Source organism: Candidatus Methylomirabilota bacterium (assembly GCA_035709005.1).
Lineage (GTDB): Bacteria > Methylomirabilota > Methylomirabilia > Rokubacteriales > CSP1-6 > 40CM-4-69-5.
Window position 1 is genome coordinate 20,253 of record DASTFB010000012.1, and the last position, 25,303, is coordinate 45,555.

The 25,303-nt window shown below is 71.9% G+C and carries 21 protein-coding genes; 11 read left to right on the plus strand and 10 right to left on the minus strand.

Annotation, left to right across the window (positions count from 1 at the left end):
- Positions 1 to 5: 5 nt before the first annotated feature.
- On the plus strand, positions 6 to 2,315 hold the full coding sequence (locus VFR64_02320) for a xanthine dehydrogenase family protein molybdopterin-binding subunit (protein HET9488580.1): 2,310 nt from the start codon (positions 6 to 8) through the stop codon (positions 2,313 to 2,315).
- A gap of 13 nt (positions 2,316 to 2,328) precedes the next feature.
- The gene (locus VFR64_02325; protein HET9488581.1) at positions 2,329 to 3,360 is read left to right on the plus strand and encodes an LLM class flavin-dependent oxidoreductase; all 1,032 of its coding nucleotides are present in this window, start codon (positions 2,329 to 2,331) and stop codon (positions 3,358 to 3,360) included.
- On the opposite strand, the gene VFR64_02330 is transcribed toward VFR64_02325, so the two are convergent.
- Genes VFR64_02330 through VFR64_02345 form a run of 4 tightly spaced genes read right to left on the minus strand, consistent with a single transcriptional unit; the run spans position 3,320 to position 6,455 of the window.
- Positions 3,320 to 4,183, minus strand: coding sequence for an MBL fold metallo-hydrolase (locus VFR64_02330; GenBank protein ID HET9488582.1), 864 nt, complete (start codon positions 4,181 to 4,183; stop codon positions 3,320 to 3,322). The two genes, VFR64_02325 and VFR64_02330, sit on opposite strands and share 41 nt — an antisense overlap.
- Positions 4,184 to 4,186: 3 nt before the next feature.
- Positions 4,187 to 4,630: a DUF126 domain-containing protein gene (locus VFR64_02335; protein HET9488583.1), complete on the minus strand. Its 444-nt coding sequence runs from the start codon at positions 4,628 to 4,630 to the stop codon at positions 4,187 to 4,189.
- Positions 4,627 to 5,868, minus strand: coding sequence for an aconitase X catalytic domain-containing protein (locus VFR64_02340; protein ID HET9488584.1), 1,242 nt, complete (start codon positions 5,866 to 5,868; stop codon positions 4,627 to 4,629). The genes VFR64_02335 and VFR64_02340 overlap by 4 nt, the downstream gene beginning before the upstream one ends.
- A gap of 8 nt (positions 5,869 to 5,876) precedes the next feature.
- Complete coding sequence (locus VFR64_02345; GenBank protein ID HET9488585.1) at positions 5,877 to 6,455, minus strand: Uma2 family endonuclease; 579 nt, start codon at positions 6,453 to 6,455, stop codon at positions 5,877 to 5,879.
- A 95-nt stretch (positions 6,456 to 6,550) separates the two neighbouring features.
- Here VFR64_02345 and VFR64_02350 point away from each other — a divergent pair, with 95 nt between their 5' ends.
- The 4 genes from VFR64_02350 to VFR64_02365 are packed head-to-tail and all read left to right on the plus strand — an operon-like array spanning position 6,551 to position 12,622.
- Positions 6,551 to 7,507 (plus strand): xanthine dehydrogenase family protein subunit M, encoded by a 957-nt coding sequence (locus VFR64_02350; protein HET9488586.1) that lies wholly within the window; start codon positions 6,551 to 6,553, stop codon positions 7,505 to 7,507.
- Positions 7,504 to 7,995, plus strand: coding sequence for a (2Fe-2S)-binding protein (locus tag VFR64_02355; protein HET9488587.1), 492 nt, complete (start codon positions 7,504 to 7,506; stop codon positions 7,993 to 7,995). The genes VFR64_02350 and VFR64_02355 overlap by 4 nt, the downstream gene beginning before the upstream one ends.
- A complete protein-coding gene (locus VFR64_02360) occupies positions 7,992 to 10,283 on the plus strand; it encodes a xanthine dehydrogenase family protein molybdopterin-binding subunit (protein HET9488588.1) in 2,292 nt (763 codons plus the stop codon). The genes VFR64_02355 and VFR64_02360 overlap by 4 nt, the downstream gene beginning before the upstream one ends.
- Positions 10,280 to 12,622: a xanthine dehydrogenase family protein molybdopterin-binding subunit gene (locus VFR64_02365; GenBank protein ID HET9488589.1), complete on the plus strand. Its 2,343-nt coding sequence runs from the start codon at positions 10,280 to 10,282 to the stop codon at positions 12,620 to 12,622. The genes VFR64_02360 and VFR64_02365 overlap by 4 nt, the downstream gene beginning before the upstream one ends.
- 225 nt (positions 12,623 to 12,847) lie before the next feature.
- Here VFR64_02365 and VFR64_02370 read toward each other — a convergent pair whose 3' ends face one another.
- From VFR64_02370 to VFR64_02390, 5 genes are all read right to left on the minus strand, one after another.
- Positions 12,848 to 13,861, minus strand: a complete 1,014-nt coding sequence (locus VFR64_02370; GenBank protein ID HET9488590.1) for a S1C family serine protease — start codon at positions 13,859 to 13,861, stop codon at positions 12,848 to 12,850.
- A gap of 64 nt (positions 13,862 to 13,925) precedes the next feature.
- A complete protein-coding gene (locus VFR64_02375) occupies positions 13,926 to 14,861 on the minus strand; it encodes an ABC transporter substrate-binding protein (protein HET9488591.1) in 936 nt (311 codons plus the stop codon).
- A gap of 14 nt (positions 14,862 to 14,875) precedes the next feature.
- On the minus strand, positions 14,876 to 16,912 hold the full coding sequence (locus tag VFR64_02380; GenBank protein HET9488592.1) for a TRAP transporter fused permease subunit: 2,037 nt from the start codon (positions 16,910 to 16,912) through the stop codon (positions 14,876 to 14,878).
- Entirely contained in the window at positions 16,909 to 17,883 is a 975-nt protein-coding gene (locus tag VFR64_02385) for a TAXI family TRAP transporter solute-binding subunit (GenBank protein ID HET9488593.1), read from the minus strand. The genes VFR64_02380 and VFR64_02385 overlap by 4 nt, the downstream gene beginning before the upstream one ends.
- Before the next feature lie 13 nt (positions 17,884 to 17,896).
- Positions 17,897 to 18,628, minus strand: coding sequence for an isochorismatase family protein (locus VFR64_02390; GenBank protein HET9488594.1), 732 nt, complete (start codon positions 18,626 to 18,628; stop codon positions 17,897 to 17,899).
- Between the two features lie 142 nt (positions 18,629 to 18,770).
- Here VFR64_02390 and VFR64_02395 point away from each other — a divergent pair, with 142 nt between their 5' ends.
- Genes VFR64_02395 through VFR64_02410 form a run of 4 tightly spaced genes read left to right on the plus strand, consistent with a single transcriptional unit; the run spans position 18,771 to position 22,661 of the window.
- Positions 18,771 to 19,745, plus strand: coding sequence for a tripartite tricarboxylate transporter substrate binding protein (locus VFR64_02395; GenBank protein ID HET9488595.1), 975 nt, complete (start codon positions 18,771 to 18,773; stop codon positions 19,743 to 19,745).
- Positions 19,742 to 20,188 (plus strand): tripartite tricarboxylate transporter TctB family protein, encoded by a 447-nt coding sequence (locus tag VFR64_02400; protein ID HET9488596.1) that lies wholly within the window; start codon positions 19,742 to 19,744, stop codon positions 20,186 to 20,188. Before VFR64_02395 ends, VFR64_02400 begins: the two co-directional genes overlap by 4 nt.
- A gap of 17 nt (positions 20,189 to 20,205) precedes the next feature.
- A complete protein-coding gene (locus tag VFR64_02405; protein HET9488597.1) occupies positions 20,206 to 21,750 on the plus strand; it encodes a tripartite tricarboxylate transporter permease in 1,545 nt (514 codons plus the stop codon).
- The gene (locus VFR64_02410) at positions 21,747 to 22,661 is read left to right on the plus strand and encodes a polysaccharide deacetylase (protein HET9488598.1); all 915 of its coding nucleotides are present in this window, start codon (positions 21,747 to 21,749) and stop codon (positions 22,659 to 22,661) included. The genes VFR64_02405 and VFR64_02410 overlap by 4 nt, the downstream gene beginning before the upstream one ends.
- Here VFR64_02410 and VFR64_02415 read toward each other — a convergent pair.
- Positions 22,649 to 23,851 (minus strand): MFS transporter, encoded by a 1,203-nt coding sequence (locus tag VFR64_02415; GenBank protein ID HET9488599.1) that lies wholly within the window; start codon positions 23,849 to 23,851, stop codon positions 22,649 to 22,651. The genes VFR64_02410 and VFR64_02415 overlap by 13 nt on opposite strands.
- Positions 23,852 to 23,974: 123 nt before the next feature.
- On the opposite strand from VFR64_02415, the gene VFR64_02420 reads away from it, so the two are divergent.
- On the plus strand, positions 23,975 to 25,255 hold the full coding sequence (locus tag VFR64_02420) for a Rieske 2Fe-2S domain-containing protein (protein HET9488600.1): 1,281 nt from the start codon (positions 23,975 to 23,977) through the stop codon (positions 25,253 to 25,255).
- Positions 25,256 to 25,303: the final 48 nt, after the last annotated feature.

The window sequence follows — 25,303 nt, forward strand, 5'->3', positions numbered from 1 at the left end:
CAGCCATGATCGGCCAGTCGGTCCGCCGCCGGGAGGACGTCCGCCTGCTGACGGGCCGCGGCCGGTACGTCGCCGACCTCCCGCTCGACGGCGCAGTGCACGTGGCCGTCGTGCGAAGCCCGCATGCCCACGCCGAGATTTTGGGCATCGACGTCGCGGCGGCCCGCCGGCAGTCCGGCGTCATCGGCATTTTCACCCTGGGCGATCTCCCCGAGCTCCGGGGGTGTCTGCCGCCTCCCGCCGTTCCCGGCGGTACGGTCCGCGCGTATCGGCAGTCGGCGCTGGCCGACGGCCTCGTGCGCTTCGTGGGCGAGCCGGTGGCCGTGGTCGTGGCCGCCGACGCGTACCGGGCGGTCGATGGCGCCGAGGCCGTCCGCGTGGACTACGAGCGCCACCCGGCCGTCGTCGATCCCCAGGACGCGATCCGCCCCGGCGGTGTCCTGGTTCACCAGGACTGGGGCACGAACGTCGCCACCACGGTCACGATGGAGACGGGCGACGTCGACGGCGCCCGGGCCCGGGCCACCCACGTGGTGACCCGTCGGTTTCGGTGCGGCCGGCTCACGGCGTTGCCGCTCGAGCCGCGCGGGGTGGCCGCGCGGTGGGACCCCGTGGAGGAGACGCTGCACGTGTGGTCGAGCACGCAGATGCCGTACGGCGTGCGGCAGCGCGTGGCCGAGACGCTGGGGCTCGCACCCGAGGCCGTCCGGGTGACGGCGCCCGACGTGGGGGGCGGCTTCGGCACCAAGGGTCCGACGTACCCCGAGGAAATCATCGTCGCGACGCTGGCCCGCCGGCTGGGGCGGCCCGTCCGCTGGAGCGACACGCGGGAGGGCAGCTTCGGCAGCACCGCGCACGCCGGCGACCAGGTCCACGACATGACGCTGGCCCTCGCCGCCGACGGCGCGATCCTGGCGCTGGAGGACGACTTTCTGATCGACGCCGGCGCCTATCTGCCGCGCGGCGCGGTGGTGGCTGGCGTCACCGTGCCTCACCTGCTGAACCTCTACCGCATCCCCGCTGTTCGCTGCCGGGGCCGCATCGTGGTCACCCACAAGGTGCCGGCGGCGCCGTACCGCGGCGCCGGCCGGACCCAGGCGACGTTCGTCACCGAGCGCCTGCTCGACATCGCCGCGCGCCAGATGGGGCTGGACCCGGCCGAGCTACGCCGCCGTAATCTCCTGAGCCGGGGCGAGATGCCGCACGACCGGGGCGTGCCGTACCGCGACGGGATGCCGCTGATCCACGACTCGGGCGATTACCCGGCGTTGCTGGAGACCGCCCTGAAGCGCGCGGAGTATCCGGAGTTTCGCGTCCGTCAGCGCGCGGCGCGCCGCGAGGGCCAAGCGCTCGGCCTGGGAGTGGCCGCCTACAGCGAGGCGACCGGCATCGGACCGCACGAGGGCGCCCGCGTCGACATCGACGGGGGTGGCCGCGTGCTCGTGAGCACCGGCGCGCCATCCCAGGGGCAGGGCCACGAGACGACGCTGGCCCAGATCTGTGCCGACCGGCTGGGCGTCCCGCTCGAGTCGGTCTCGGTGGTCGGCGGCGACACCGCGCGCTTTCCGTCCGGCGCCGGCACCTTTGCCAGCCGGATCGCGGTGATCGTGGGCAATGCCGTGGCCCAGGCCGCCGACGACGTGCGACAGAAGACCAGGCACGTGGCCGCCCGCGCGCTCGAATGCTCGCCCGATGACGTGGTCATCGCCGACGGCCGCGCCCATGTGAAGGGCTCGCCGAATCGCGCGCTGGCCCTCGGCGCCGTGGCCGCGCTGGCCCAGCGCCCGGACGTCGTGCGTGATCTCGGTGAGCCGGGACTCAGCGCGACGCGGTACGTGAGCCCATCGAGCGTGACCTGGGCGGCCGGAGTCCACGTGGCCACGGTCGAGGTGGACCGGGAGACGGGCGCGGTGAAGGTGCTCGGCTATCACGCCGTGCACGACGCCGGGCACGAGATCAACCCGCTGATCGTGGAGGGCCAGACCCACGGCGGCGCGGCCCAGGGCATCGGGGCGGCGCTGTCGGAAGCGATCGTTTACGACGCCAGCGGCCAGCTCCTCACCCGGACGCTCATGGACTACGCGCTGCCGCGTGCCGACGAGGTGCCGGCCATCGACGTGACGAGCTGCGACTCGCCCTCGCCGCTCAACCCGCTCGGAGTGAAGGGGACCGGCGAGGGCTCCGCGGTCGCCGGCCCGGCGGCGATCGCCAACGCCGTGGCCGACGCGCTGGGAAGCGACGGCCCCGAGATCACCCACGTGCCCGTCCTGGCCATCGAGGTGTGGCGGCGTGACACGTCGGCCGGCCTGAGGTAAGGTGCCGTCGCGCATGCGCATCGGCTTCCACCTCACGCCGTTCTGGAGTCCGACCGATCGCCCGCCGACCGTCATCATCGACGAGGCGATCGAGGTGGTGCGCGCGGCGGCGCGGCTGGGCTTCGCCTGGGTCTCGGTGGGCCATCACTGGGTCTCCTATCCGACGGTGTGGCCCCATCCCATCCCGCTGCTGGCTCGGTTGGCCCCCGAGACGGGCCTCATGCGGCTCAAGACCTCCATGCTGCTGCTGCCGCTCTTGAACCCGGTCGACGCCGCCGAGAATGTCGTCACCCTGGATCACATCACGCACGGCCGCCTCGACGTGGGGGTAGCCATCGGCTACCGGGAGAAGGAGCTGGCGGCGGCCGGGCTGACGCGCAAGGACCGCGTGCCCAAGCTCGAGGAATCGCTGGCCCTCATGAAACGGCTCTGGAGCGGTGAGGAAGTGACGTTCGAGGGCGCGTACACGCGCCTGACCGGCGGCCGGCTCGGCATGCTGCCGGCCCAGCGGCCATACCCTCCGCTGGAGATGGGGGCGCAGAGCGTGGGCGCCACGCGCCGGGCCGCGCGGCTGGTGGACGCCGTGTTCTTTGGCCCCCAGGTGGCCTGGCGCGACGTGGCACGCCTGGTCGGCATCTATCGCGAGGCGCGGACCGCCGAGGGGCCGGGGACGCCGGGCACCGCGTTCGCCTCGCGCAGCCTGATCGTCGGCGCGAGCAAGGAGGCGGCGAGAACGGCCGCCCGCGCGTATCTCGAGCGGACGTTCGCCATGTACCGGGGCTGGGAGATGCAGGAGCCCACCATGGTGCCGCTGCAGCTCGGCTTCGACGGCAACCTCGACGACTGGACGATCAACGGCACGCCCGCCCAGTGCGTGGAGACCATCGCCCGGGCCGGCGAGATGGGGCTCGACGGCATCGGCTTCACCATCTACAGCCTGCCGCCGGGCGCCGCCGCGCGGATCGCGTATCTGCAGATGATCGCCGAGGAGATCGTGAAGCCGGTCACCGCATCGGCAGCGGCATCAGCTCCTCGGCGAAGATGATCTCGCCGTCGTAGATCCGGCGGACGTCGCCGATCCCCTTCTCCATGGGGCCGTGGCCGGAGAGATGGGGACCGGTGTGCACGAGGACCAGACGCTTCACCCCGGCCGCCTTGGCCATCTCCGCGGCGCCCGTCGTCCCGCACTGGCCGAAGTTCTCGCCCATCGACCCCATGCGCTCCTGGTCATCCCAGCACATGCAGAGCATGGTGTCCGCTCCGCGGGCTAGATCGATGACGCTGGGGCAGGGCTGGGTGTCCCCGGTGAACACCACGCTGCCCGCCGCCGAGTCGAGCCGGTAGGCCAGCGAATCCAGATAGGGCTGCACGTGCTCGGCGGGGGCCGCCGTCACCTGCCAGTCCGGGCCCCGGTGGATGAGCCCCGGCCCCACGTCCCGGACCTGCACGGACGGTGGCTTGCGCGGCAGCGTCCCGCCGCGGTTGACGAACACGCGCTGCGAGAGCGGATGATTGACGCGGGCCTTCCAGTCGTGGGCGAACGCGCCCTCCTCGCCCAGGATCCGCTCGGTGATCGTCTCCGTGAGCGTGGGACCGTACACCTGAAGCATCTTCTCCTTGCCGATGCTCTGGTCCCACCGGCAGAGCAGGAAGCACGGATAGTCCACGTCGTGGTCGAAGTGGTGGTGCGTGAAGAACAGGTAGTTGACCTGGGTCGGGAAGATGCCGGCCTTCACGAGCTTGTGGGTGGCGGCGGGCCCGCAGTCGAACATGAGGTACTCGCCGCCGACCTCCACCGCGTAGGCCGAGCCGAACCGATGCGGCGTCGGCGTCGGCGTGCCGGCACCGAGGACGAACACTCTGGACATGCGTCACCTCGCGTTGGTGGTGGTAGGCACGGCCATGGGCCACACCTCGACGCGGGCGGCCCGGGGGTCCACGCGCACCCGGTCGCCGGTCCGGATCACGGCCACCGGATCGGGCGACAGGCGATCCATCAGGGCGACGCCGGCCAGGACGGCGCCCTGGACCATCACGGGGTTGGCCCAGCCGAAGAGCATGGCCACCGGGGCCAGCCGGCGGGATTTCAGGTCGAGCAACGCCCACGAGGTGGCGAACCCGCCCTTGGCCAGCGGGCACACGAGCACCTTGCCCGCGATGGACCTGCCGTAGAGCGGGTGCGACTCGCGCGCGATCGTGCCGGTGGACCGGTCCAGGTCGTAGCGGGCGCTGAAACCCTCGGCGGACACGAGCGCCTCGCCTTCCACGACCTCGCCGACGCCGGGGTGGCCGGTGAGGACGAGGGGCGCCGTCATCGGGGGATGCGGCCGGCCACCGCCGCCTCCACGCACCGGGCCGTGGGCCGGAAGATCGGATTGTAGCCGTAGGCGGCGATGATGTTGGCGAGCTTGGCCGAGTCGGTGACGATCGTGCGGAGCCCGTGCCGACGGGCCATCTCGCGCGGACTCATGATGTAGTAGCAGACGCCGACGGCGATGCGGCCGCCGGCGGCCTCGATCACCCGCGTGCGGCCCTCGCGATCGGCCATCGCCTTGATGGGGGCGCTGGTGGTGAGCAGGAGCATCGTGCGAGGGTTGACCGTGGCCCCGTCCAGCAAAGCCGCCAGCCGGCGAATTTCCTCGATCGAGAGGTGCGGGGTGCCGAAGACGACCACATCGACCTCGGGTTTCTCCGGCACGAAGGAGGAATAGGTCCGCTCGAGCGCGCCCGGCTCGACCGCGATCGTCTCCCGCGGCGGCCGACCGCCGAAGGCCTCGTCCAGCGTGCGCGCCTCCGGCGTGACGCCGACGATGTGGAACATGGCCAGCGAGCCGTACGACGCGAGCGTGGCACCCAGGTGCTTGAGGGCGTCGGCATCGGGCGCCGCCTCGATGCCGCTGAACACGGGGACGAGCCAGTAGTTGGTCAGCTGGCGGCCCACGAAGACACCCAGGGCCCCCCAGTCACTCACGCACCGCGGCTGGTCGCGGACCTGGACCAGATGCGTGCCGCGCCGGCAGGCATCGAGGTGCATCCCGTACGCCGGCACTCGTCCGGTGAGGGCCGCCGCGTACGACGCCGGCCCCCCTTCGAAGTTCGAGCGGGCGCCGCACACCGCGTTGGCGTAGATGACCGCCCCGGTGTCCCCCCACGCGAGCGACTCGCCGAACGCGGGCGGCCCCAGGGCCTGATAGTTGGCGCACGAGGTGAGGAGCGTGCCGCCCATGGCGGTGATCAGCGCACGGAGCCGGCGCTCCTTCTCCGCCACTTCCTCGGGCTGGCCCAGGGACCGGTACAGGTCGAAGTCGACGTTGCACGAGTTGGTGGTGGCCGGCACGACGAAGCGGGCGCCCTGTCGCACGAGATCCTCGACGAAGGCCAGGCCGGCCTCGCCCATCGATTCCGGGTCGCCGGTGAGGTGGGCGGATGTGACGGGCACCATCCGCTCGGCCCCGAAGAAGTCGCCCACGGCGAGCTGCATCTCCAGCGCCCGGCGCGCCGGCTCGCCCCGGCGCCCGGCACGGATCGCCTCCTCCTCGGCGGTCAGGCGCATGGGCAGGCTCAGGGAATCAGATCGGCGACGCGGATGCGGGCGCCCGGGGACGCCAGCGGTGACACGGAGGCGTCCGGTCCGAGGATCTCGCGGGATCGGTACCGCCAGCCGAAGGACGCCGCCGGGTCGGGAGTCGGCTCGCGGTGGACTTCGAGGACGCGATCGACCAGGTTCACGATCCAGTAGTCGGCGAGGCCGGCGCGGGCGTAGAGGCTGCCCTTGTGCTGCCGATCGAGCCCCAGGCTCGACTCGCTGACCTCGACCACCAGGACGGGTCGGGACGGATGTGCGGCCACATAGTCGCGAAAGCTCCCGGGCACCACGGCCACGTCCGGCTCGGGCTCGGATTCGTCGTCGAGCGCCACGGGGCCCTGCCCACGGACCTGCCAGCCCGCTCCGAACGCCGCCCGCAGCACTTCTTCCACCGCCTGGATGGCTGAGAAATGATAGCTGCCCTGGGGCTCCGCCACGATGAGTTGACCGCCCAGCAACTCGACCGGGTCCCCGGGCTGGAAGAAGCCGCTCGCGATCAACCGCTCGTATTCGGAGCGGGTCCAACGGCGGAGTCTGACCTCCACGCCAGCCATGCCCACGACCCTAACGGCCTCCGCGGAATGAGTCAATGTCCGAGGATCGAGGCAGGGGCCTCGGGCTTCGGGGTGGCCGTCGAGACGCGAAGCACGTGACAGCGCTCGGTCGCTGGGGTAAGGTTCCGTCGCTCATGCTGCGCCCGTTCACCCTGCACCGGCCGCGCACGGCGGTCGAGGCGTGCGAGCTGCTGGCCCGGCTCGGCGACGACGCCGCGCCCTATGCCGGGGGCACCGAGCTGCTCCTGCTGATGAAGGAGGGGCTGGCGCGCCCTCGCCACCTGGTGGACGTCAAGCGCATTGCCGGCCTGGACGCCATCGGCGAGGACGGCGCCGGCCTGGTCATCGGCGCCACCGTCACCCACCGAGCCCTCGAGCGCTCCCCGCTCGTGAAGACGCGCTGTCCGGTGATGGCGGAGGTCGCCCGCCACGTGGCCAACGTGCGGGTGCGTAACGTCGGCACGGTGGGCGGCAACCTGGCCTTCGCCGATCCCCACAGCGATCTGGCCACGCTCTTCCTCGCCCTCGATGCCCGCGTCGAGCTGATCTCGCCACACCGGCGCCGCCAGCTGCCGATCGCCGATTTCGTGCGCGGACCGTGGGAGACGGCCCGCGCGCCCGACGAGCTGCTGGCCACCGTGAGGCTGACGCCGTGGGCGGGCAGGGTGGCGGCCGCCTACGTCAAGTTCGGCGTGTACGAGCGGCCCACGCTCGGGATCGCGGTGGCGCTCCAGCTCGAGGACGGTGGCGACGGCGGGGCGCGGGTGGCCGACGCCCGGATCGCCATCGGATGTGTCAACCCGCGCCCCGCCCGCGTGCCCGGCGCCGAGGCCCGGTTGCGCGGCTGCGCGGTGGCGGAGCTGGAAGGCGCGAGCGGGGCGGTGGCCGAGCTGGCGGCGGCGAGCGCGGACCCGGCCGACGATCTCCACGGATCGGCCGACTACAAGCGCGAGATGGTGGCGGTGTTCACGCGGCGGGCGCTGGGGGCGGCCGCGGCCCGGTCGCGGGGCGCCCAGCCGGCGGCGCGCTACCCGTACGCGGTGGTCGCATGATCGACGGGGCCCCGGCCGGCGCGCAGATCCGGCTCACCGTCAACGGGCGACCGCACGACCTCGAAGTCGCGCCGCACGACCTGCTGCTCGACGTGCTGCGCGATCGGCTCGATCTCAAGGGCGCCAAGCGCTCGTGCGATACGCAGGTGTGCGGCGCCTGCACGGTCCTGGTCGATGGCCTCGCCGTCAGCGCCTGCACCTATCTCGCCATCGAGGCGGACGGCCGCGCCGTGCTCACGGTCGAGGGCCTGGCCGAGGGCGACCAGCTGCATCCGCTCCAGCGGGCGTTCGTCGAGCGCGGGGCCGTGCAATGCGGATTCTGCACGGCGGGGATGCTGCTGACGGCCAAGGCCCTGCTCGACGAGGCGCCGGCCCCCAGCCGGGAAGACGTCGTCCATCACCTGCGCGGCAGCCTCTGTCGTTGCACCGGCTATCGCAAGATCGTCGAGGCCATTCTGGCCGCCGCCGGCACCCCGGAGACGCCGTGAGCGACCGGCCGCTGCGCGTCGTGGGGCACGCCGTCACGCGGGTGGACGCGATCGAGAAGGTCACGGGGCGCGCCCGCTATGTCACCGACCTCGTCCTGTCCGGGATGGCCTACGCGAAGGTCCTGCGCTCGCCGTACCCGCACGCGCGCGTGCGCCGCGTGGACCTCACGCGCGCTCGCGCGCGGACGGGCGTCGTCGCGGCGCTGGCCGGCAGCGATCTGAGCTGGTGCGAGCCCTACTTCGGGCCGGCGTTCCGCGACCGCCCCGTGCTGGCCATCGACGTGGCGCGCTACGAGGGGGAGCCGGTGGCGGCGGTCGCCGCGGTGGACGAGCTGACCGCCGCCGAGGCCCTGGAGCAGATCGAGGTGGAGTACGACGCGCTGCCGGCCGCCCTCACGCTGGAGGAGGCCCTCCGACCCGGCACGCCACTGGTCCACACCGGGGAGCCGCTGGCCGGCCACTTCGCCGATCTGTCCAGCCTGAGACCCGAGCGCGGCACCAACATCTGCCATCGCTTCTCCTACGCCCGTGGCGATACCGCCGCGGCGCTGGCGGGTGCCCACCTGGTCCTGGAGGACACGTTCCACTTCCCGCGCGTGCAGCACTACGCCATGGAGCCGAACGCCGCCGTGGCCGCCTGGGACGAGACCGGAGCCCTGACCGTCTGGGCCGGTACCCAGAACCCCTACTCCGTGCGCGTGGAGCTGGCGAAGATGTTCGGCGTGCCGCTCTCGCGCATCCGCATCGTCGTCCCCCACCTGGGCGGCGGATTCGGCAGCAAGACCTACGCGAAGCTCGAGCCGCTGGCGGCCGCGCTGGCCCGCGCCGCCGGCCGTCCGGTGCGCCTGGCCGCCACGGCCGCGGAGGCGTTCCAGACGGTGCGCCGCTGCAGCGCCCGCGTCACCGTCCGCGTGGGGTTCGCCCGCGACGGCCGGCTGCTCGCCGTCGCGTGTCACGCCGACTACGACGTCGGCGCCTATGCCGACATCGGGCCGCGCGTCGTCCAGAAGGGCACCTACACGGCCACTGGCCCCTACCGCGTTCCCCACGTCGCGCTCGAAGCGCGGGCCGTCTACACCAACACCACGCCGGGCGGCGCGTTCAGGGGCTTCGGCGTTCCCCAGCTCGCCTGGGCCCTGGAATCGCTGCTCGACGTCGCCGCCGAGCGGCTCGATCGAGATCCGGTCGAGCTGCGTCGCCAGAACCTCCTGGCCCACGGCGAGGAGTTCGCGCCGGGGGACACGCCGATCGACGGCAAGCTGGAGGAGAGCCTGGGTCGCGCGGCGCAGGCCATCGGCTGGACGCAGGCCGCGGCGGCCGATCGCGGGCGGGGCGTGGCCGCCATGCTGAAGGCCTCCATCGCCCCCAGCGTGTCCGAAGCCATCGTGCGCCTGCACGCCGACGGCAGCGTCACCGTGCTGGCCAGCACCGTGGAGATGGGCCAGGGCGCGCGGACGGCGCTGGCGCAGATCGCCGCCGAGGTCCTGGCTGTGCCCATCGCCCGCGTCACCGTCGCGCCGCCCGACACGGCCATCACGCCCTACGATCAAACGACCAGCTCCAGCCGCTCGACGAACATGACGGGCCGCGCCGTGCAGGAGGCTGCGGCCGACGTGCGCGATCAGCTCCTGCGTATCGTCGCCGACCACCTGGCCGTGCCGGTTCGCGAGCTCGGACTGGATGAGAGCGCCGTCGTGGCCGGCAGCCGGCGCCTGGGGTATCCAGAGGTCCTGGCGCTCCGCTTCGGGATGACGGGCGGCGAGCTGATCGGGCGTGGCGTGGTGGCGCCCGGGCGGACCGGCGCCCCGCTCGGGGGCAGCACGCCGTTCTGGGAGATGGCCGTGGGGGCCGCGGAGGTCAGCCTCGACGAGGAGACGGGCGCGCTCACCGTCGAGCGCTATGTCTCGGTCGCCGACGTCGGGCGCGCCATCAACCCGCTGATCCTCGAGGGCCAGGACGAGGGGGCGGTCGCCCAGGGGCTCGGTCACACGCTGTTCGAGGAGATGGCGTACGGCGACGGCCACCTGCTCAACGGCACGCTGCTCGCCTACCGGGTGCCGCGGGCCGAGGACGTGCCGGCCCAGCTCGAGTGCGGCTTCGTGCAGAACGGCGACGGCAGCGGTCCCTTCGGGGCCAAAGGCGCGGGCGAGGGAAGCCTCATCCCCGTCGGTCCAGCCGTGTCGAACGCGCTGGCCCGGCTCGCCGGGATCCGGCTACGCGAGCTGCCGCTGCTGCCCGAACGGGTCTGGCGGGCCCTGCGGGCGCGGGGCCGGCGGCCGCCACCATGAGCGAGCGGCTCTTCGGCGCCAGCGTGCGGCGGCGCGAGGACGCGCGGCTCGTGACCGGCCACGGGCGCTACGTCGCGGACCTGACGTTGCCCGGGATGCTCCACGTGGCGGTTCACCGGAGCCCCCAGGCCCACGCCCGCGTCGTGAAGGTCGACGCTCAGCCGGCGCGAGGACAGCCGGGGGTGAAATCCGTCTTGCTCCCCGCGGACGTCGCCGCCCTGGGCCGCCTGCCCCTGCTCGTCCCACACGCGAGCCTGACGGCGCCGGTGTGCGCCGAGATCCTTCCCCAGGACGTCGTCTCCTACGCCGGCCAGCCGGTGGCTCTGGTCGTCGCCCAGAGCCCAGAGCAGGCCGAGGACGCGCTGGGGGCACTGCGGGTGGAGTACGCGACGCTGCCGGCCGTGGCCTCACTGGACGACGCGCTCCGGCCGGACGGGCCGCGCGTGCATCCCGGCGGCAACGTGGCGGCGTGCTTCACCCAGCGGGTCGGCGATCCGGCCGGCGCGCTGACGCGGGCCGACGTCGTCGTGAAGGAGCGCTTCCGCTTGCATCGCGGCGCCGGCATGGCGATGGAGACGCGGGCGATCGTCGCGCGGTGGGAGGCCGAGCTCCGCCAGCTCACGGTGTGGTCCACGACGCAGATGCCTCAGCTGCTGCGCCGGCTGGTGGCTCGCTTCCTCGGGCTGCCCGAGCATGCCGTGCGCGTCGTGACACAGGACATCGGCGGCGGCTTCGGTCCCAAGGGCATCGTCTATCCGGAGGACATCCTGGTGCCCTTCCTGGCCCGCGCGCTCGGCCAGCCCGTGCGCTTCGTGGAGAGCCGGCGCGAGCACTTGCTGGCCGTCACCCAGGAGCGGGATCAGTGGCACGAAGTCGAGCTCGCGCTCACCCGTGACGGGCAGATCGTGGCGCTGCGCGACACGTTCGTCCACGACTGCGGGGCCTTCGTGTCCTGGGGTATCATCGTCCCGCTCATCACCTCGGTGAGCGTGCCCGGGCCCTACCGCGTGCCCAACTACGAGGTGACCTTCACCGCGCTGTACACGAACCGGGTGCCTGTCACGCCGGTGCGGGGCGCCGGGCGTCCGCAGGCCGTCTTCGTGATGGAGCGCATGCTCGACCTCGCCGCCGAGCGCCTGGGGCTGGACCGTGTCGCCATGCGCGCGCGCAACCTGATCCAGCCAAGCGAGTTCCCCTACGACGTCGGCCTCGTCTCCCGCGACGGCGGCCCCCGGCGCTACGACAGCGGCAACTATCCCGAGTGCCTGCGGCGGCTCAGTGAGGCGGTGGGGTGGGAGGGGCTGGTGGCCGAGGGCCAGCGGGCGCGGGCCGACGGGCGGTGGCTCGGCGTCGGCCTGGCCCTCTTCGTCGAGGACACCGGGCTCGGGCCCTGGGAAGGCATCCGCGTCCGCGTCGATCCCGCGGGCCAGGTGTTCGTGTTCTCGGGGGCGTCGAGCCAGGGACAATCCCACGAGACCACGCTCGCGCAGATCGTGGCGGACGGGCTCTCCGTGCCGCTCGATCGCGTCACCGTCGTGCCGGGCGACACCGCCGGAATCCCCTACGGCGTCGGCACGTTCGCCAGCCGGATCGCCGTGCTGGCCAGCGCCTCGGCGGCCCAGGCCGCTGCCGAGGTGCGACGCAAGGCGCTGGCGGTGGCGGCCAGCCAGCTCGAGGCCGCGCCCGCCGACCTGGTGCTCGACGATGGACGGATCGGCGTACGCGGCGCGCCCGGACGCGGGCTCAGTCTGGCCGAGGTGGCCACGATCGCCTCGACGCCCCGCCCCGGCTACGCCATGCCCTCGGGGCAGGACCCGGGGCTGGAGGCCTCGGCCTACGCGCCGGTATCCCAGTCGACCTACTCGAGCGGCGCCCACGCCGCCGTGGTCGAGGTCGACGCGGAGACCGGCGCAGTCAGGATCCTGCGCTACGTCGCCGTCGACGACTGCGGCGTGGTCATCAATCCGATGATCGTCGAGGGCCAGGTGCACGGAGGCATCGCTCACGGCGTGGGCAATGCGCTGCTCGAGGAGGTCGTCTACGACGGGGCCGGCCAGCTCGCTACCGGCAGCCTGATGGACTACGCGCTACCGCGGGCCGACCAGGTGCCCCGGCTCGAAGTGCACCATGTCGTCACGCCGTCGCCGCTCAACCCGCTCGGCGTCAAGGGCGCGGGGGAAGGCGGCACGCTGCCGGCGCCGGCGGCCATCGCCAACGCGGTCGCAGATGCGCTCCGCCCGCTCGGGGTGGCCGTGACCGAGATTCCGCTCACAAGCCGGCAGATGTGGCAATGCCTGCGCGCGGCCAGGGCTCGCCGCCACGCTCCCAGCCCGTCTTGACCACGGGCCCAGGGAGTGGGCGCGACAGCCGATTGGGCTGTCGCCTCCCACGCCCCTCGGCCCGGAGGCATCGCGCTATTCGAGGTAACGGGTGTCCTGGAGGGGTCCCAGCCAGGAGTGGAGTTGACCAGGATAACGAACGGCTCGGCGCCCAGTTGCTCGAAGCTAACGGGATGGCACGGCCCGGATATTCCAGCCGGTGAATTATGCTCGGCCGTCAGGCCGTCAGAAGGTGGGTCGAGGCCGGTAGTACTTCTCACGGTCGATCGATTTGACCGTGACGGGCTGCAGCCCACCGTCCCGCAAGACCTCGAGCGGTACTTCGACGCCCGCCTCGCCGTGCGACCACAGGCGAACGTAGAAATCCGCCTGACCCTTGATGACTCGGCCCGCGAGGCGAACGATGACATCGCCCGGCCGGATGGCCGCCGCATCGGCGGGGCTCTCTGGGGAGACCCGGGTCACGATGACGTTGCCCTCGACCTCGCGGGTCTGAACGCCGAGCCACGGTCGCGGGCGCGCGCTGGACTTGCCGTGAGCCACCAGCTCTCCCAGCAACGGCTTGAGCAGGTCGATGGGCACGAACATGTTGCCAGGCAGCTGGCTGTCGGGGCCCATGGCGTCGTTCACCGACAACGAGCCGATGCCCAGCAGCGTGCCCTCCCGGCTGAGCAGGGCGGCGCCGCTCCAGTTGACCGTGGCCGGCGCGGTATAGATCGCCTCGTCGAGCAGGTACTCCCAGTAGCCCACGAACTGCCGGCGGGAGACGACCACCGCGGGAGCCACTCCGTCGAAGCCGACGATGAGCACCGGCTCGCGGGCGGCGATGCTCGACGACTGGCCGATCGTGATCGGCCTGATCGGTAGCGGCCGCAGCGATCGCAGGAGACCGAAGCCGGTCGCGCTGTCGTAGGCCACCACGGTCGCCGGGAACGACGTGCCGTCCGCCGTCGAGAGCTCCACCGACTCCGCTTCCAGGATCAAGTACCCGATGGTGAGCACCAGCCCCTGGGCGTCGAGCACCACGCCGGTGCCTTCCCGCACCGACCCCAGCGTCTTGTTGGAGCGGGCGTCGGCGACGGCCTTGCTGCGCAGCTTCACCACCGACAGCGCATCGACGGTCCGCTTCGGCTGCGGATGGGCCGCCGGAGGCGTGGGGTTCGGCTCGTTTTTCGCCGCGAGCGCGGCAGGCGCCCACAGCAGGATGGCGAGCAGGGAAGCGACCAGCGCGACAGCCATCACAGGAAGTGTACGCATTTTCCCGGCGCAACGGAGAGACAAAAACGGCCGTGGGGCAGACAGGCTAGCGGACCCAGAGCGGGCGGAAGCCGGTGGCCACGACGTCCGCGTAGGCGAGCGGCGCCGTGACCAGCCCCAGGGCGCGAGCGAAGGCGCTCATGGCGGCCACCGACGATTCCGAGATCGCGGGATCGTAGAACGGCAGGTCCCGCTCCACCAGAGCGGCGATCATGTCGGCCGCCGCCAGCGGGAACCGGCGCCGCCCGACCTCGGCCGCGCGCGCCGGATCGGCGCGGAGCGCCCGCTGGGCGGCCACGATCCCGCGCACCGCAGCCGCCACGCGCTCGGGATCGCGGGCGACGAGAGCGTCGGTGACGACGAGGGCGGCGAACGTGAAGTCGCGCGCCGACGGAGGACCGTCGCCACGGCGGACGTCGACGACGATGCGGCCCACGCCCTGGCGCACCGCCGTCTCGCTGCCCAGCGCGTTGGCCCAGAAGCCGTCGAGCAGCCCCTGGCGCAGCGCCTCGGCCGCCAGGACGCCGAAAGAGGCGCCGGGACGCTCGGCGCCGGGCACGCGGACGACCTGCACGCCGTCGCGCGCGGGATCGACGCCGGCCTCGGCCAGCAGGCGCACGAGCGCGGCCTCGGGCCCCGGGGCGGCGCCGATCCGCAGCCCCTTCACCGCGCCCACGTCGCCGCGCCGGACGGGAAGGTCGGCGCGCAGCACGAGCAGCCACGGCGTGCCCTGGGCGACCGCCACCGCCAGCTTCGCCCCCTTGAAGCCGGGAAACGCGCTGAGCGCCGTGTGCGCGCCGGTCACCACGAAATCGACCTCCCCGTCCCGCAGGGCCGCCATCGCCCGTGGGGCCGGCCCCACCAGCTCCACGCGGGCGTCGAGCCCTTCGGCGCGATAGAAGCCCAGCTCCTCGGCCGCCAGGGCGGGGAAATAGGAGTTGGTGACGAGATCGGGCACGGCGATGCGGGCGAGCGCGCTCATGGCGGGGCCAGGGCTCAGCGCGTCGCGCTCGACGACGGCGAGGCGATCGCCACCGTGGCGCGCCGCCCGCCCAGCGTGAAGCCGAGCAGGCCCAGCCCGAAACCCGCCAGATCGGTCCAGAGGCCGGGCTTGATCAGCAGGAGGCCGGCCACCACCAGCGTCGCGCGCGCCCAGCCGGCCAGCGGCCGCCACAGGAAGCCGTGAGTTCCCGCGGCCAGGCAGACGACGCCGATCGAGGCCGTCGCGAGGGCGCCAAGAATGGCCGCCCACGGGCCCTCGAGGAGCAGCTCGGGCGAATAGGCGAACATGTAGGGCACGACGAAGCCCACCAGGCCCACCTTGCAGGCCATGAGCCCGGTCCGGAAGGGGTCGCCGCCCGACAGGCTGGCCGCGGCGTAGGCGGCCAGCGCCACCGGCGGGGTGATGGCCGCGATGGTGGAGAAGTAGAAGGCGAAGAAATGCGCCGCCAGCTCGGCGTTGACCGTGTTGATGGGCTGCAGCGCCGTCGTCATGGCGGGGATCGTCAGCGAGGCCAGGATGATGTAGACGGCTGTCGGCGGCATGCCGCAGCCGAGCACCAGCCCGGCGATGGCGCCGAGCGTGAGCGCGGCCAGCGAGGTGAGGAACACGCTGGTGTCCACGGCCAGGGCAGAGGGCACCCCGAAGGCTTCGAAGACCGGGGCCGCGGCCGCCGCGTGCTCGGTGACCCTCAGGAGCACGGAGGAGAACTTCACGCCCACGCCGGTGAGGCCCACCACGCCGACGATGATGCCGGCGCACGCGCAGGCCGCGGCGACGGACAGCGTGTTGGCGGCCCCGGACTCGAGCGCGTCGTAGAGCTTCCCCAGCCCCATGCGCGTGGCCCGCCGCGGCAAGCCCAACGCCACGATGAGCAGGATCGACCAGAACGCCGACTTCATGGGGCTGTAGCCGATGACGAGCGCGCCGACGAGGACGACGAGGGGAACGATGACGTGCAGACGGCCCCGGAGCGCGCTACGCAGCGGAGGCAGCTGCTCGCGCGGTAGCCCGCGCAGGCCGCGCTTCACGGCCTCCAGGTCCACGAACAGGAACACGGCCAGATAGAAGAGGAAGGCCGGGATGGCGGCCGCGGCGATGATGCGCACGTAGGGTACGCCCATGAACTCGGCGATGATGAACGCGGCGGCGCCCATGATCGGCGGCGTGAACATGCCGCCGGTCGAGGCGCAGGCCTCGATGGCGCCGGCCTGCACCGACGTATAGCCGGTGCGCTTCATCAGCGGGATGGTGAACGTGCCCGTCGTCACCACGTTGGCCACCGGAGAGCCGGAGATCATCCCCATGAGCCCGCTGGAGACCACCGCGGTCTTGGCCGGGCCGCCACGGAACCGGCCGGCCACGGCGTGGGCCAGGTCGATGACCATCTGGCCGCCGCCCGACGTGGTGAGAAACGCCCCGAAGAGCACGAAGAGCAGGATGTAGGTGGCCGAGGCGGCGATGGGGATGCCGTAGATGCCCCCGGTGGTGATGTAGAGCTCCTCCACGATGCGCTCGATGCCGTATCCCTTGTGGGCGAGCCAGCCGGGCATCCACGGGCCCAGGCAGGCGTAGGCCAGGAACAGGAACGACACGGCCGGCAGCAGCGTCCCCAGCGACCGGCGCGCGCCCTCCAGCACCACCACGACCATGATCAGGCCCATGGCGATGTCGAGCGGCGACAGCGACTCGAGCAGGAACATGCGGTCCGGCCAGACCCAGAAGATGTAGCCGCCGGAGACGAGGGCGGTCCCGGCCCAGAGACCGTCGAGCCAGGTGCCGGGCTGACCGCGCCGGGCCCGCCGGGCGCGGTAGAGGAGGAAGATGGCCACGGACAGCAGCGTCCAGTGCACCGTCCGCAGCGTCATAGCCGAGACGCCACCGTAGCCGGCGGCGTAGAGGTGGAACAGCGAGGCGACCACCAGGATGATGGAGGCGGTCCGTCCCGCCCGGCTCCCGCGCGCTACCCGAGGCCCCTCGGCCGGCTCCGCCGGCTGGGGGCCGGCGGGGCCAGGTGTCGCCGGGTCCGTCACTTCAACAGGCCGGCTTCCTTGTAGTAGCGGAGGGCGCCGGGATGGAAGGGCAGGTCGGCCACCGCCTGCGCCGAGGCTTCCCGCGTCATGTCCTTGTGGGTGGGATGGATCTTCTTGAACTCGTCGAGGTGCTCCATCATCGCCTTGGTCGCGCGATACGCGAGGTCGTCGGGGACGTCCTTGTTCACGATCAGCACGTTCGGCGCGGCGATGGTGACGGTGTCGGCGGACTGGCCGTACGCCCGGCCTGGCACCACGTAGCGGATGTAGCCCGGATTCGCCCGGGCGATCTGCTGGGCCCGGTCGTCGGGCACGGCCAGCAAGCGCCACTGCGTCCCGGGGGTCGCCTCCAGGGACTTGAGCGCGGGCACGGGCACGGCGGCATACGAGAGGAACGCGTCGACGTTGCCGTCGACCAGCGCCTCCTTGCCCTGCTCGTAGGACATGAACGAGGCGGTCACGTCGGCCTGGCTGAAGCCGCAGGCCTTGAATGCGGCCAGCGCGGCGGGGATGCCGCCGCCGCCGGCGGGGCCGAGGGCCACCCGCTTGCCCTTGAGATCGCAGACGGTCTTCAGACCGGACTTCTCCAGCGCCGCGAACTGCATCACGCCGACCGTCCAGTTGGAGACCAGCACGCGGATGTTCGGCAGCTTTTCCTTGAACAGGCCCTGCCCCGCCAGGGCCATGGCCGTCAGGCGGGCCACCGAGGGCGCGAACTCGGCCTTGCCGTCGCTGACCAGCTTGTTGTTCTGCAGCCCCCCGCCGGACTGCTCCACCTTGGCCTCGACCCCGGGCACGTACTTGTTCAGGAACTCGGCCCAGCCGGCGCCGGTGATGTACCAGGAGCCGCCCGGGCGGGCGGAGGCGATGGTGATGAACTTCTTCTGCTGGGCAATCGCGACGCCGGCCCAACCACTTCCGACGACGGCCGCCACGGCCAGAGCGACGACCACGATCCGCATGCGTTTCATGCTCGACCTCCGTCTAGACGTTACGATGGCGGCCGACGCGTTCACCGGCCGGCGCCGCCTGCTCGAAATACGCGCTCGCCTCGGCTCCCGAGACGACGTCGGCGTACTTCATCGACAGATCGAACAGATGGAGCCGGTGGAGCGTCTCGGCGCGGTCGAAGACGCAGTCCTCGACCACGACGACGCGGTAGTTGTACGAGAACGCGTCGACAGCGGTGGCCCGGACGCAGCCGCTGGTCACGCAGCCGGTGACGACGACCGTGTCGATGCCGCGCGCGATCAGGTGCGCGGTGAGCGGCGTGCCGAAGAAGGCGCTGGGCTTGTCCTTGCGGAGTACCACCTCGTCGGGCAGCGGCGCCAGCTCCTTGACGATCTCGGTGCCGATGCGGACCGCGTCGTCGGTGACCTCGGTGGCCCGCGCGTTCTTCTGCCCCCAGGAGCCGACCCCGAGCGGGTCGAGCCGGTAGCCCTGGGTGGTGAAGAAGACCGGCACGGCACAGGCGCGGGCCCGGGCCAGCAGCTCGGCGATGCGGGGGATGACTTGCCAGGCGACCTCGCCGCAGCTGTTGCGGAAGCGCCGGATCGAGTCCAGGATCGGCTCCGGACGATCCCCGGCGAAGTTGTAGTTCACGTCGACGACGAGCAAGGCCGGCCGGGCCCCCCACCGGCCGCGCTGACCGTAGCCGGCTGCCCGAAAGACCTGAAGCTCGCGCTCGGGAATCAGACCGTCCCAGGGACGTGCCATGCCGCTTAGGTAGCTCGGCTGCGGTCCCAGATCAAGCACAAAGTCCACGGTTGGGGCTTGACGCCGCTGGAGCGCTGACGTATCGGTAGCAGCGCGCTAGGCAGGCCGTCGACGGCGGGGCAGAGCCCCCAAGGAGGTCGTCATGGTTCGTCTGCTGCTGGCCGGAGTCCTGATCCTCCTGCCCCTGGTGAGCGGCGCTGCCGCCCAGGAGCGGTATCCCACGCAGCCCATCACCATCGTGTCCCCGTACCCGCCCGGCGGCGCCGCCGACCTCACGGCCCGGCCGTTCGCGCCGGCCCTGGAGCGCGTGCTGAAGCAGCCCGTCGTCGTGCTCAACAAGGTCGGCGCCGGCGGGGCGGTGGGGACGCAGTGGGTGTCCCTGGCCAAGCCCGACGGCTACACCATCCTGCTCACGGTGTTCTCCATCTCCACGATCCCGGAGGCGGAGCGCGTCGCCGGCCGGACGCCGATCTTCACGCGGGATCAGTTCGTGCCCATCGCCCGCCTGAACGCGGACCCCACGCTCTTGATGGTGCCGGCCAACGCCCCCTGGAAGAGCATCAAGGACCTGGTAGAGGATGCCAAGAAGCGTCCCGACCAGATCCTGTACGCATCGGCCGGGCCCTACACCGTGTCGCACATGGCCATCGAAGTGTTCCAGCAGGCGGCGGGAATCCGCCTGCGCCACCTGCCCACGACGGGCGGCGGCCCGGCCATGACCGCGGTGCTGGGGGGACACGCCATGCTGTCGGCTCTCTCCACGGGAGCGGTGACACCCCAGGTCAAGGGCGGCAAGGTTCGGGTCCTGGCCAACTCGGGGGCCAGGCGGCTGGCCGCCTTCCCGGACACTCCGACGCTGAAGGAGCTCGGCTACGACGTGGAGGTCTATCTGTGGACCGGGCTCTTCGCGCCGAAGGGTGTGCCGGCCCACGTCCTCCAGACGCTCCGGGACGCGACGCGCCGGGCCGTGCAGGACAAGGAGTTCCAGGCCGCGTCGTTGAAGATGCAGATGCCGCCCGCCTACCAGGACACGGACGAGTTCAAGGCCTGGTGGGACAAGGACGCCGAGATGCTGGCCGCCGCCATCCGGCGGATGGGGAAGGCGAATGCCAAGTGACCCCAACGACCGATCGGCTGGCGGGGACGGTCCTGGCCGGGTTCGCCCTCTTCGTCCTCTGGGAGAGCCGTACCATTCCCTTCGGGACGATCCGGGCTCCAGGCCCCGGCACGGTGCCGGTCCTCCTCGCCCTGACCCTGCTCGTCTGTAGCGTCGCGGTCATCGCGGGCGGGGCGTCCGCGCGCCCCGTCCGCGTCCTGCAGTGGCCCGAGTGGCGCCACGCGGTGGCGATTCTGGCGACCTGCGCCTTCATGGCCCTGGCGCTGGAGCGGCTCGGGTACCGCCTGACGATGCTGATCGCGCTGCTGGGGCTGCTGGCGGTCGTGGAGCGGAAGGGGTGGGTGGTGGGCGCGGTGTTCGCCGTCACGTTCGCGCTGGGCACCTATTACGTCTTCCACACCTTCCTGCGCGTCCCCATGCCGCTGGGGCCGTTCGGCTTCTAAGCCGCCCCGGCCCGCCGATGCTCGAGACGCTGCAGAATCTCTCCGCCGGGTTCGCCACGGCGCTGTCGCCGTCCGTGCTGCTCTACGCGTTCGTGGGCTGCATCGTCGGCACGCTGGTGGGCCTCCTTCCCGGCGTGGGGCCGCTGGCCGGCATCAGTCTGCTCCTGCCCGTGAGCTTCGGACTCGACGCCACCACGGCCATCGTCCTGCTGGCCGGCATCTACTACGGCGCCATGTACGGCGGCTCGACGACCTCCATCTTGATGCGCGTGCCCGGCGAAGCGGCGTCCGTGATGACGTGCATCGACGGCTACGCCATGACCGAGAAGGGGCGGGCCGGGCCCGCGCTGGCCCTGGCCGCGTTCGGATCCTACGTCGCCGGAACCGTCAGCGTGGTGGCCCTGATGATCCTGGCCCCGCCCCTGGCGGAGTTCGCGCTGCGCTTCGGGCCGCCGGAGAATTTTGCCCTGCTGATCCTCGGCTTGCTGGTGCTGGCGTACATGAGCGGAGGATCGATGGCCAAGGCGCTGGCCATGGCGGCGCTCGGCCTGCTGCTGGGGATGGTCGGCATCGACACCATGACGGGCTTCTTCCGCTTCCACTACGGGATCGTCGAGCTGGGCGACGGGATCGGTGTCGTGCCGACCGCGGTCGGGCTCTTCGGAATCTCCGAGATCCTCTTCTCGGCCGGCAACACCACCCGGGCGCCCGTCCACCGGCCCCGCCTGCGCGAGCTGTTGCCGTCCCGGGAGGAATGGCGAGACGCTCGGGGACCGATCGTCCGGGGAACGCTCCTGGGATTCGTGATCGGGATCATCCCGGGACCGGGTCACGTCATCTCCTCCTTCGTGTCGTATGCGCTCGAGCGGCGTCTTTCCCGCCATCCGGAGCGGTTCGGCCACGGCGCCGTGGCGGGCGTGGCCGGGCCGGAAGCCGCGAACAACTCGGCCACGTCCGGCGCCTTCGTGCCCATGCTGGCCCTGGGGCTCCCGTCGGGCGCGGTGCCGGCCATCATGATGGCGGCCATGATGATCCACGGCATCTCGCCGGGGCCCCTGCTCATCCAGGAGCAGCCCCAGCTGTTCTGGGGATTCATCGCCAGCATGTACGTGGGCAACGTGGTGCTGCTCATCCTGAACCTGCCCTTCGTCGGGGTGTTCGTGAACATCCTGCGCATCCCGTACTCCTACCTCTACCCGTCGATCCTGGCCTTCGCCACGCTCGGGGTGTACGCGGTGAACAATAGCGTGGTGGACGTTTGGATCATGGCCGGCACCGGCCTGCTGGGCTACCTCTTGCGGAAGTTCGACTTCGAGCTCGCCCCGATCGTCCTGGGCCTGGTCCTGGCTCCCATGATCGAGCTGAGCTTCCGCCAGTCGCTGGCCATGTCCGGGGGCAGCTACCTGATCTTCGTGACTCGTCCCATCGCCGTCGTCATGTTGCTGGTCGGCCTGGCGCTGCTCCTGCTGAGCGTCCGCTCAGCGCTGAGCGGGGCGCTGGGCTGGCGCCCGGCCATCCGGCTGGAGGCGCCGACGGGCGGGGAAGGAGGAAGCAAGCCATGAGCGAATCCGAGCGCGATCCCGCCTGGGCCTGGGAGGAGCGTCGCTGGCGCGCCGGCGTAGACAAGGTCCGGGCCGGACGCTCGCTCCGGCCGGCCCGCTGGAAAGACGGCGCCCGCGTCTGCGTGGCGCTGTCCTTCGACTCCGACCACGAGACCTCCACGTTGCGCGAGGGCTCGGTCTCTCCGGGGCGGCTGTCCCAGGGCGAGTACGGCTCGCGCGTCGCCGTGCCCCGGATCCTGGCCTTGCTCCGCCGGCACAACCTGCGGGTCTCCTTCTTCGTCCCGGCCGTGGTGGCCATGCTCCATCCCGACGAGCAGCGCCGCGTGGTCGACGAGGGCCACGAGGTCGCCCTGCACGGCTGGATCCACGAGATGACCAGCCAGCTCACGCCGGCGGTGGAGCGCGATCTCATGCGGCGCGCGTTCGAGACGCTGGCCAAGATCGCCGGCCGGCCGCCGGTCGGCGTGCGCTGCCCGTCCTGGGACTTCAGCCCGGCCACGCTGGGGCTGATCCGGGAGCTGGGGCTGCTCTACGACTCGTCGCTCATGGCGGACGACGAGCCCTACGAGCTGCTGGAGAACGGCGAGCCCACCGGGATCGTGGAGCTGCCGGTGGAGTGGATCAAGGACGACGCGCCCTACTTCGGGATGCACCGCGCCTCGTCCCTGCGCCCGCACACGCCGCCCTCGGCGGTGCGGGAGATCTTCAAGGCCGAGTTCGACGGGGCGGTGGCCGAGGGCGGGCTCTTCCTGCTCACCATGCATCCGCACATCATCGGACACCGCTCGCGGATGGCCCTGCTGGTCGAGCTGATCGAGCACATGAAGGGCGTGGACGGCGTCTGGTTCGCCACCCACGAGGAGGTGGCCCGCTACTGCCTGGCCCAGGCCCCCGCCGGTCACTCCTCGTAGGTGCGGATCCGGGGCAGCTCGGGGAACAGTCGCATCCAGAGGGCCGCCACCAGCATGGTCCCCACGCCGCCGATCAGGACGGCCGGCACGGGGCCGAAGAGCTCGGCGGCCAGGCCCGACTCGAACTCGCCGAGCTGGTTGGAGGTGCCGGTGAACAGCGAGTGCACCGCGCTCACCCGCCCCCGCATCTCGTCGGGTGTGCGGATCTGCACCAGCGAGAAGCGGATGACGACGCTGACGACGTCGGAGGCGCCCAGCACGGCGAGCGCGACGAGCGACAGCGTCAGATTGGTGGAGAGGCCGAAGGCCACGGTGGCCGCCCCGAACGCCATGACCGCGCGGAACAGCGTCCGGCCCAGCCGTCGCTGGAGCGGGTGCTGGCCCAGGACGACCGACATGGCCAGCGCGCCCACGGCGGGCGCCGCGCGCAGCAATCCCAGGCCGCCGGGGCCCGTGCGCAGGATGTCGCGGGCGTAGATGGGCAGGAGCGCCGTGGCGCCCCCGAGCAGCACGGCGAACAGATCGAGCGACATCGTGCCCAGCAGCACCGGCCGGCTCCGGATGAAGGCGATCCCCGACAGGACCGCCTCGAGGGTGGCCGGCTCGCGGTCCCGCACGGCTCGCGCCACCCGGATGGCGGCGGCGCACCCCGCGGCCAGGACCACCAGGCCGGCGATGGTCAGATATGCCTCGACCGGTCGCAGACCGTAGAGCAGACCTCCCAGCGCCGGCCCCACGATGCGCGCCGTCTGGTTCGCGGAGACTGACCAGGCCACCGCGGGCGCGATGAGCGGTCGCGGCACCACGTCGGGCACCAACGCCGCCAGCGTGGGCATCTCGAAGACGCGGGCGGCCCCCACGACGGCCATGGTGGCCAGGATGCTCTCGCGGTCGAGCCAGTCCCCGGCCGTGCCCAGGGCCAGCGTGACGGAGCCTGCCGCCTTGACCACCTGGCTGAGGATCAGGATCCGGCGGCGATCGTACCGGTCGGCCGCGTGGCCGGCGACCAGCGTGAAGAGGAGCATCGGGACGAACTGGACGAGGCCGACCAGGCCCAGATCGAGCGCGCTGCCCGTCAGGTCATAGAGCTGCCAGCCTACCGCCACCGCCTGCACGTGGAAGGCGAGGGTGGACAGCACGCGCGCGGACCACAGGAACGCGAACGAGCGATGAGCGAAGACCGCGGGCATGCGCGCCCGATGGTAGTCGACCGACGTGACGGGCGCCAGCGTCCGGGCCGGGCCTGGTCTTTTCCGGCGCTCTGGCGTACCTTGCCGCCATCGGCTCGAGGCAACCGGTGAGGAGGCGCGGCCATGCTCTCACGCGACGACAACGAGCTGTTGACCCGAGTCCACCCCGGCACCGCGATGGGCGCGCTCATGCGCCGCTACTGGATTCCGGCCCTGCTGGCCGGGGAGGTGCCGCAGCCCGACTGTCCGCCCGTGCGGGTCAAGCTGCTGGGCGAAGACCTGGTGGCCTTTCGTGACACCGAGGGTCGGGTGGGTCTTCTCGGAGAGTACTGCCCCCATCGGCGCGCCTCGTTGTTCTTCGGCCGCAACGAGGAGTGCGGGCTGCGCTGCGTCTATCACGGCTGGAAGTTCGACGTCGGCGGCCGCTGCGTGGACATGATGAACGAGCCGGACGGCGCGAGCTTCAAGCAGAAGATCCGCACGACGGCGTATCCCACGGTGGAGGCGGGCGGCCTCATCTGGGCCTACCTCGGCCCCGCCGGCCTCGAGCCGCCCCGGCCCGACTTCGCCTGGACGCGGGCGCCGGCCACCCATCGCAACGCGTCGAAGGTCATCCAGGAGTGCAACTGGCTGCAGGCGCTGGAAGGCGGCATCGACACCTCGCACGCGCCGATCCTGCACCGGACGCTGGCCGCCGACTCCAGGCGTCCCGGCTTCAAGCCGACGCACCCGTTCGTGGCGAGCCGGGCCCCCGCCATCGTGGTCGATCTCACGGACTACGGCTACCAGTACGCCGGCATCCGGCCTCTCGACGAGGCCAGCGTGTACATCCGCACGTACCACTTCATCCTGCCGTTTCATCAGATCCGTCCCTCGCGGCTGGCGTCCGGCTCGGCGTCGGTCGCCGGCCACACGTGGGTGCCGATCGACGACGAGCACACCATGGTCTACAACTGGGAGTACAGCGTCACCGACGAGCCTCTCGGCGAGGAGGACCGTCTGGAGCGCCGCCTGGGCAACGGCCCCCTCGACGTGGACCAGAGCACCTTCCGCAGCCGGCGCAACCGGGACAACGACTACCTGCTGGACCGGCAGGTGCAGAAGACCGAGACCTTCACCGGGATCGAGGGCGTGAACACCCAGGACCGGGCCATCCAGGAAAGCATGGGGCCCATCGTCGACCGCAGCCAGGAGCACCTGGGGCCGGCGGACAAGGCGATCATTCAAGCGCGCCGGCTGCTCCTGCAGGCGGTGAAGACGGTCCGCGACGGAGGCATTCCCCTCGGCATCCAGCCCACCTACAGGGCGCTCCGCGCCGCGGAAGGCGTGGTGCCCCGTGACGCCGACTGGCGGACCGTCCTGGCGTCCGACGTGCCCGCGCGCGACATTCTGCAGACGGTGTGACCCCCCGGAACTAAGGGTGTTGCGGCCGGCGCCGCGATCTGGCAGGAT

What these genes read in the sequence shown, in the direction of transcription:
- VFR64_02325 (HET9488581.1), top strand. Translation starts at nt 2,329, where the DNA reads ATGCGCATCGGCTTCCACCTCACGCCGTTCTGGAGTCCGACCGATCGC.
- VFR64_02395 (HET9488595.1), top strand. Translation starts at nt 18,771, where the DNA reads ATGGTTCGTCTGCTGCTGGCCGGAGTCCTGATCCTCCTGCCCCTGGTG.
- VFR64_02375 (HET9488591.1), bottom strand. Translation starts at nt 14,861, where the DNA reads ATGAGCGCGCTCGCCCGCATCGCCGTGCCCGATCTCGTCACCAACTCC.
- VFR64_02345 (HET9488585.1), bottom strand. Translation starts at nt 6,455, where the DNA reads ATGGCTGGCGTGGAGGTCAGACTCCGCCGTTGGACCCGCTCCGAATAC.
- VFR64_02355 (HET9488587.1), top strand. Translation starts at nt 7,504, where the DNA reads ATGATCGACGGGGCCCCGGCCGGCGCGCAGATCCGGCTCACCGTCAAC.
- VFR64_02320 (HET9488580.1), top strand. Translation starts at nt 6, where the DNA reads ATGATCGGCCAGTCGGTCCGCCGCCGGGAGGACGTCCGCCTGCTGACG.
- VFR64_02415 (HET9488599.1), bottom strand. Translation starts at nt 23,851, where the DNA reads ATGCCCGCGGTCTTCGCTCATCGCTCGTTCGCGTTCCTGTGGTCCGCG.
- VFR64_02410 (HET9488598.1), top strand. Translation starts at nt 21,747, where the DNA reads ATGAGCGAATCCGAGCGCGATCCCGCCTGGGCCTGGGAGGAGCGTCGC.
- VFR64_02330 (HET9488582.1), bottom strand. Translation starts at nt 4,183, where the DNA reads ATGTCCAGAGTGTTCGTCCTCGGTGCCGGCACGCCGACGCCGACGCCG.
- VFR64_02365 (HET9488589.1), top strand. Translation starts at nt 10,280, where the DNA reads ATGAGCGAGCGGCTCTTCGGCGCCAGCGTGCGGCGGCGCGAGGACGCG.
- VFR64_02405 (HET9488597.1), top strand. Translation starts at nt 20,206, where the DNA reads ATGCTCGAGACGCTGCAGAATCTCTCCGCCGGGTTCGCCACGGCGCTG.
- VFR64_02340 (HET9488584.1), bottom strand. Translation starts at nt 5,868, where the DNA reads ATGCGCCTGACCGCCGAGGAGGAGGCGATCCGTGCCGGGCGCCGGGGC.
- VFR64_02370 (HET9488590.1), bottom strand. Translation starts at nt 13,861, where the DNA reads ATGGCTGTCGCGCTGGTCGCTTCCCTGCTCGCCATCCTGCTGTGGGCG.
- VFR64_02385 (HET9488593.1), bottom strand. Translation starts at nt 17,883, where the DNA reads ATGAAACGCATGCGGATCGTGGTCGTCGCTCTGGCCGTGGCGGCCGTC.
- VFR64_02420 (HET9488600.1), top strand. Translation starts at nt 23,975, where the DNA reads ATGCTCTCACGCGACGACAACGAGCTGTTGACCCGAGTCCACCCCGGC.
- VFR64_02390 (HET9488594.1), bottom strand. Translation starts at nt 18,628, where the DNA reads ATGGCACGTCCCTGGGACGGTCTGATTCCCGAGCGCGAGCTTCAGGTC.
- VFR64_02335 (HET9488583.1), bottom strand. Translation starts at nt 4,630, where the DNA reads ATGACGGCGCCCCTCGTCCTCACCGGCCACCCCGGCGTCGGCGAGGTC.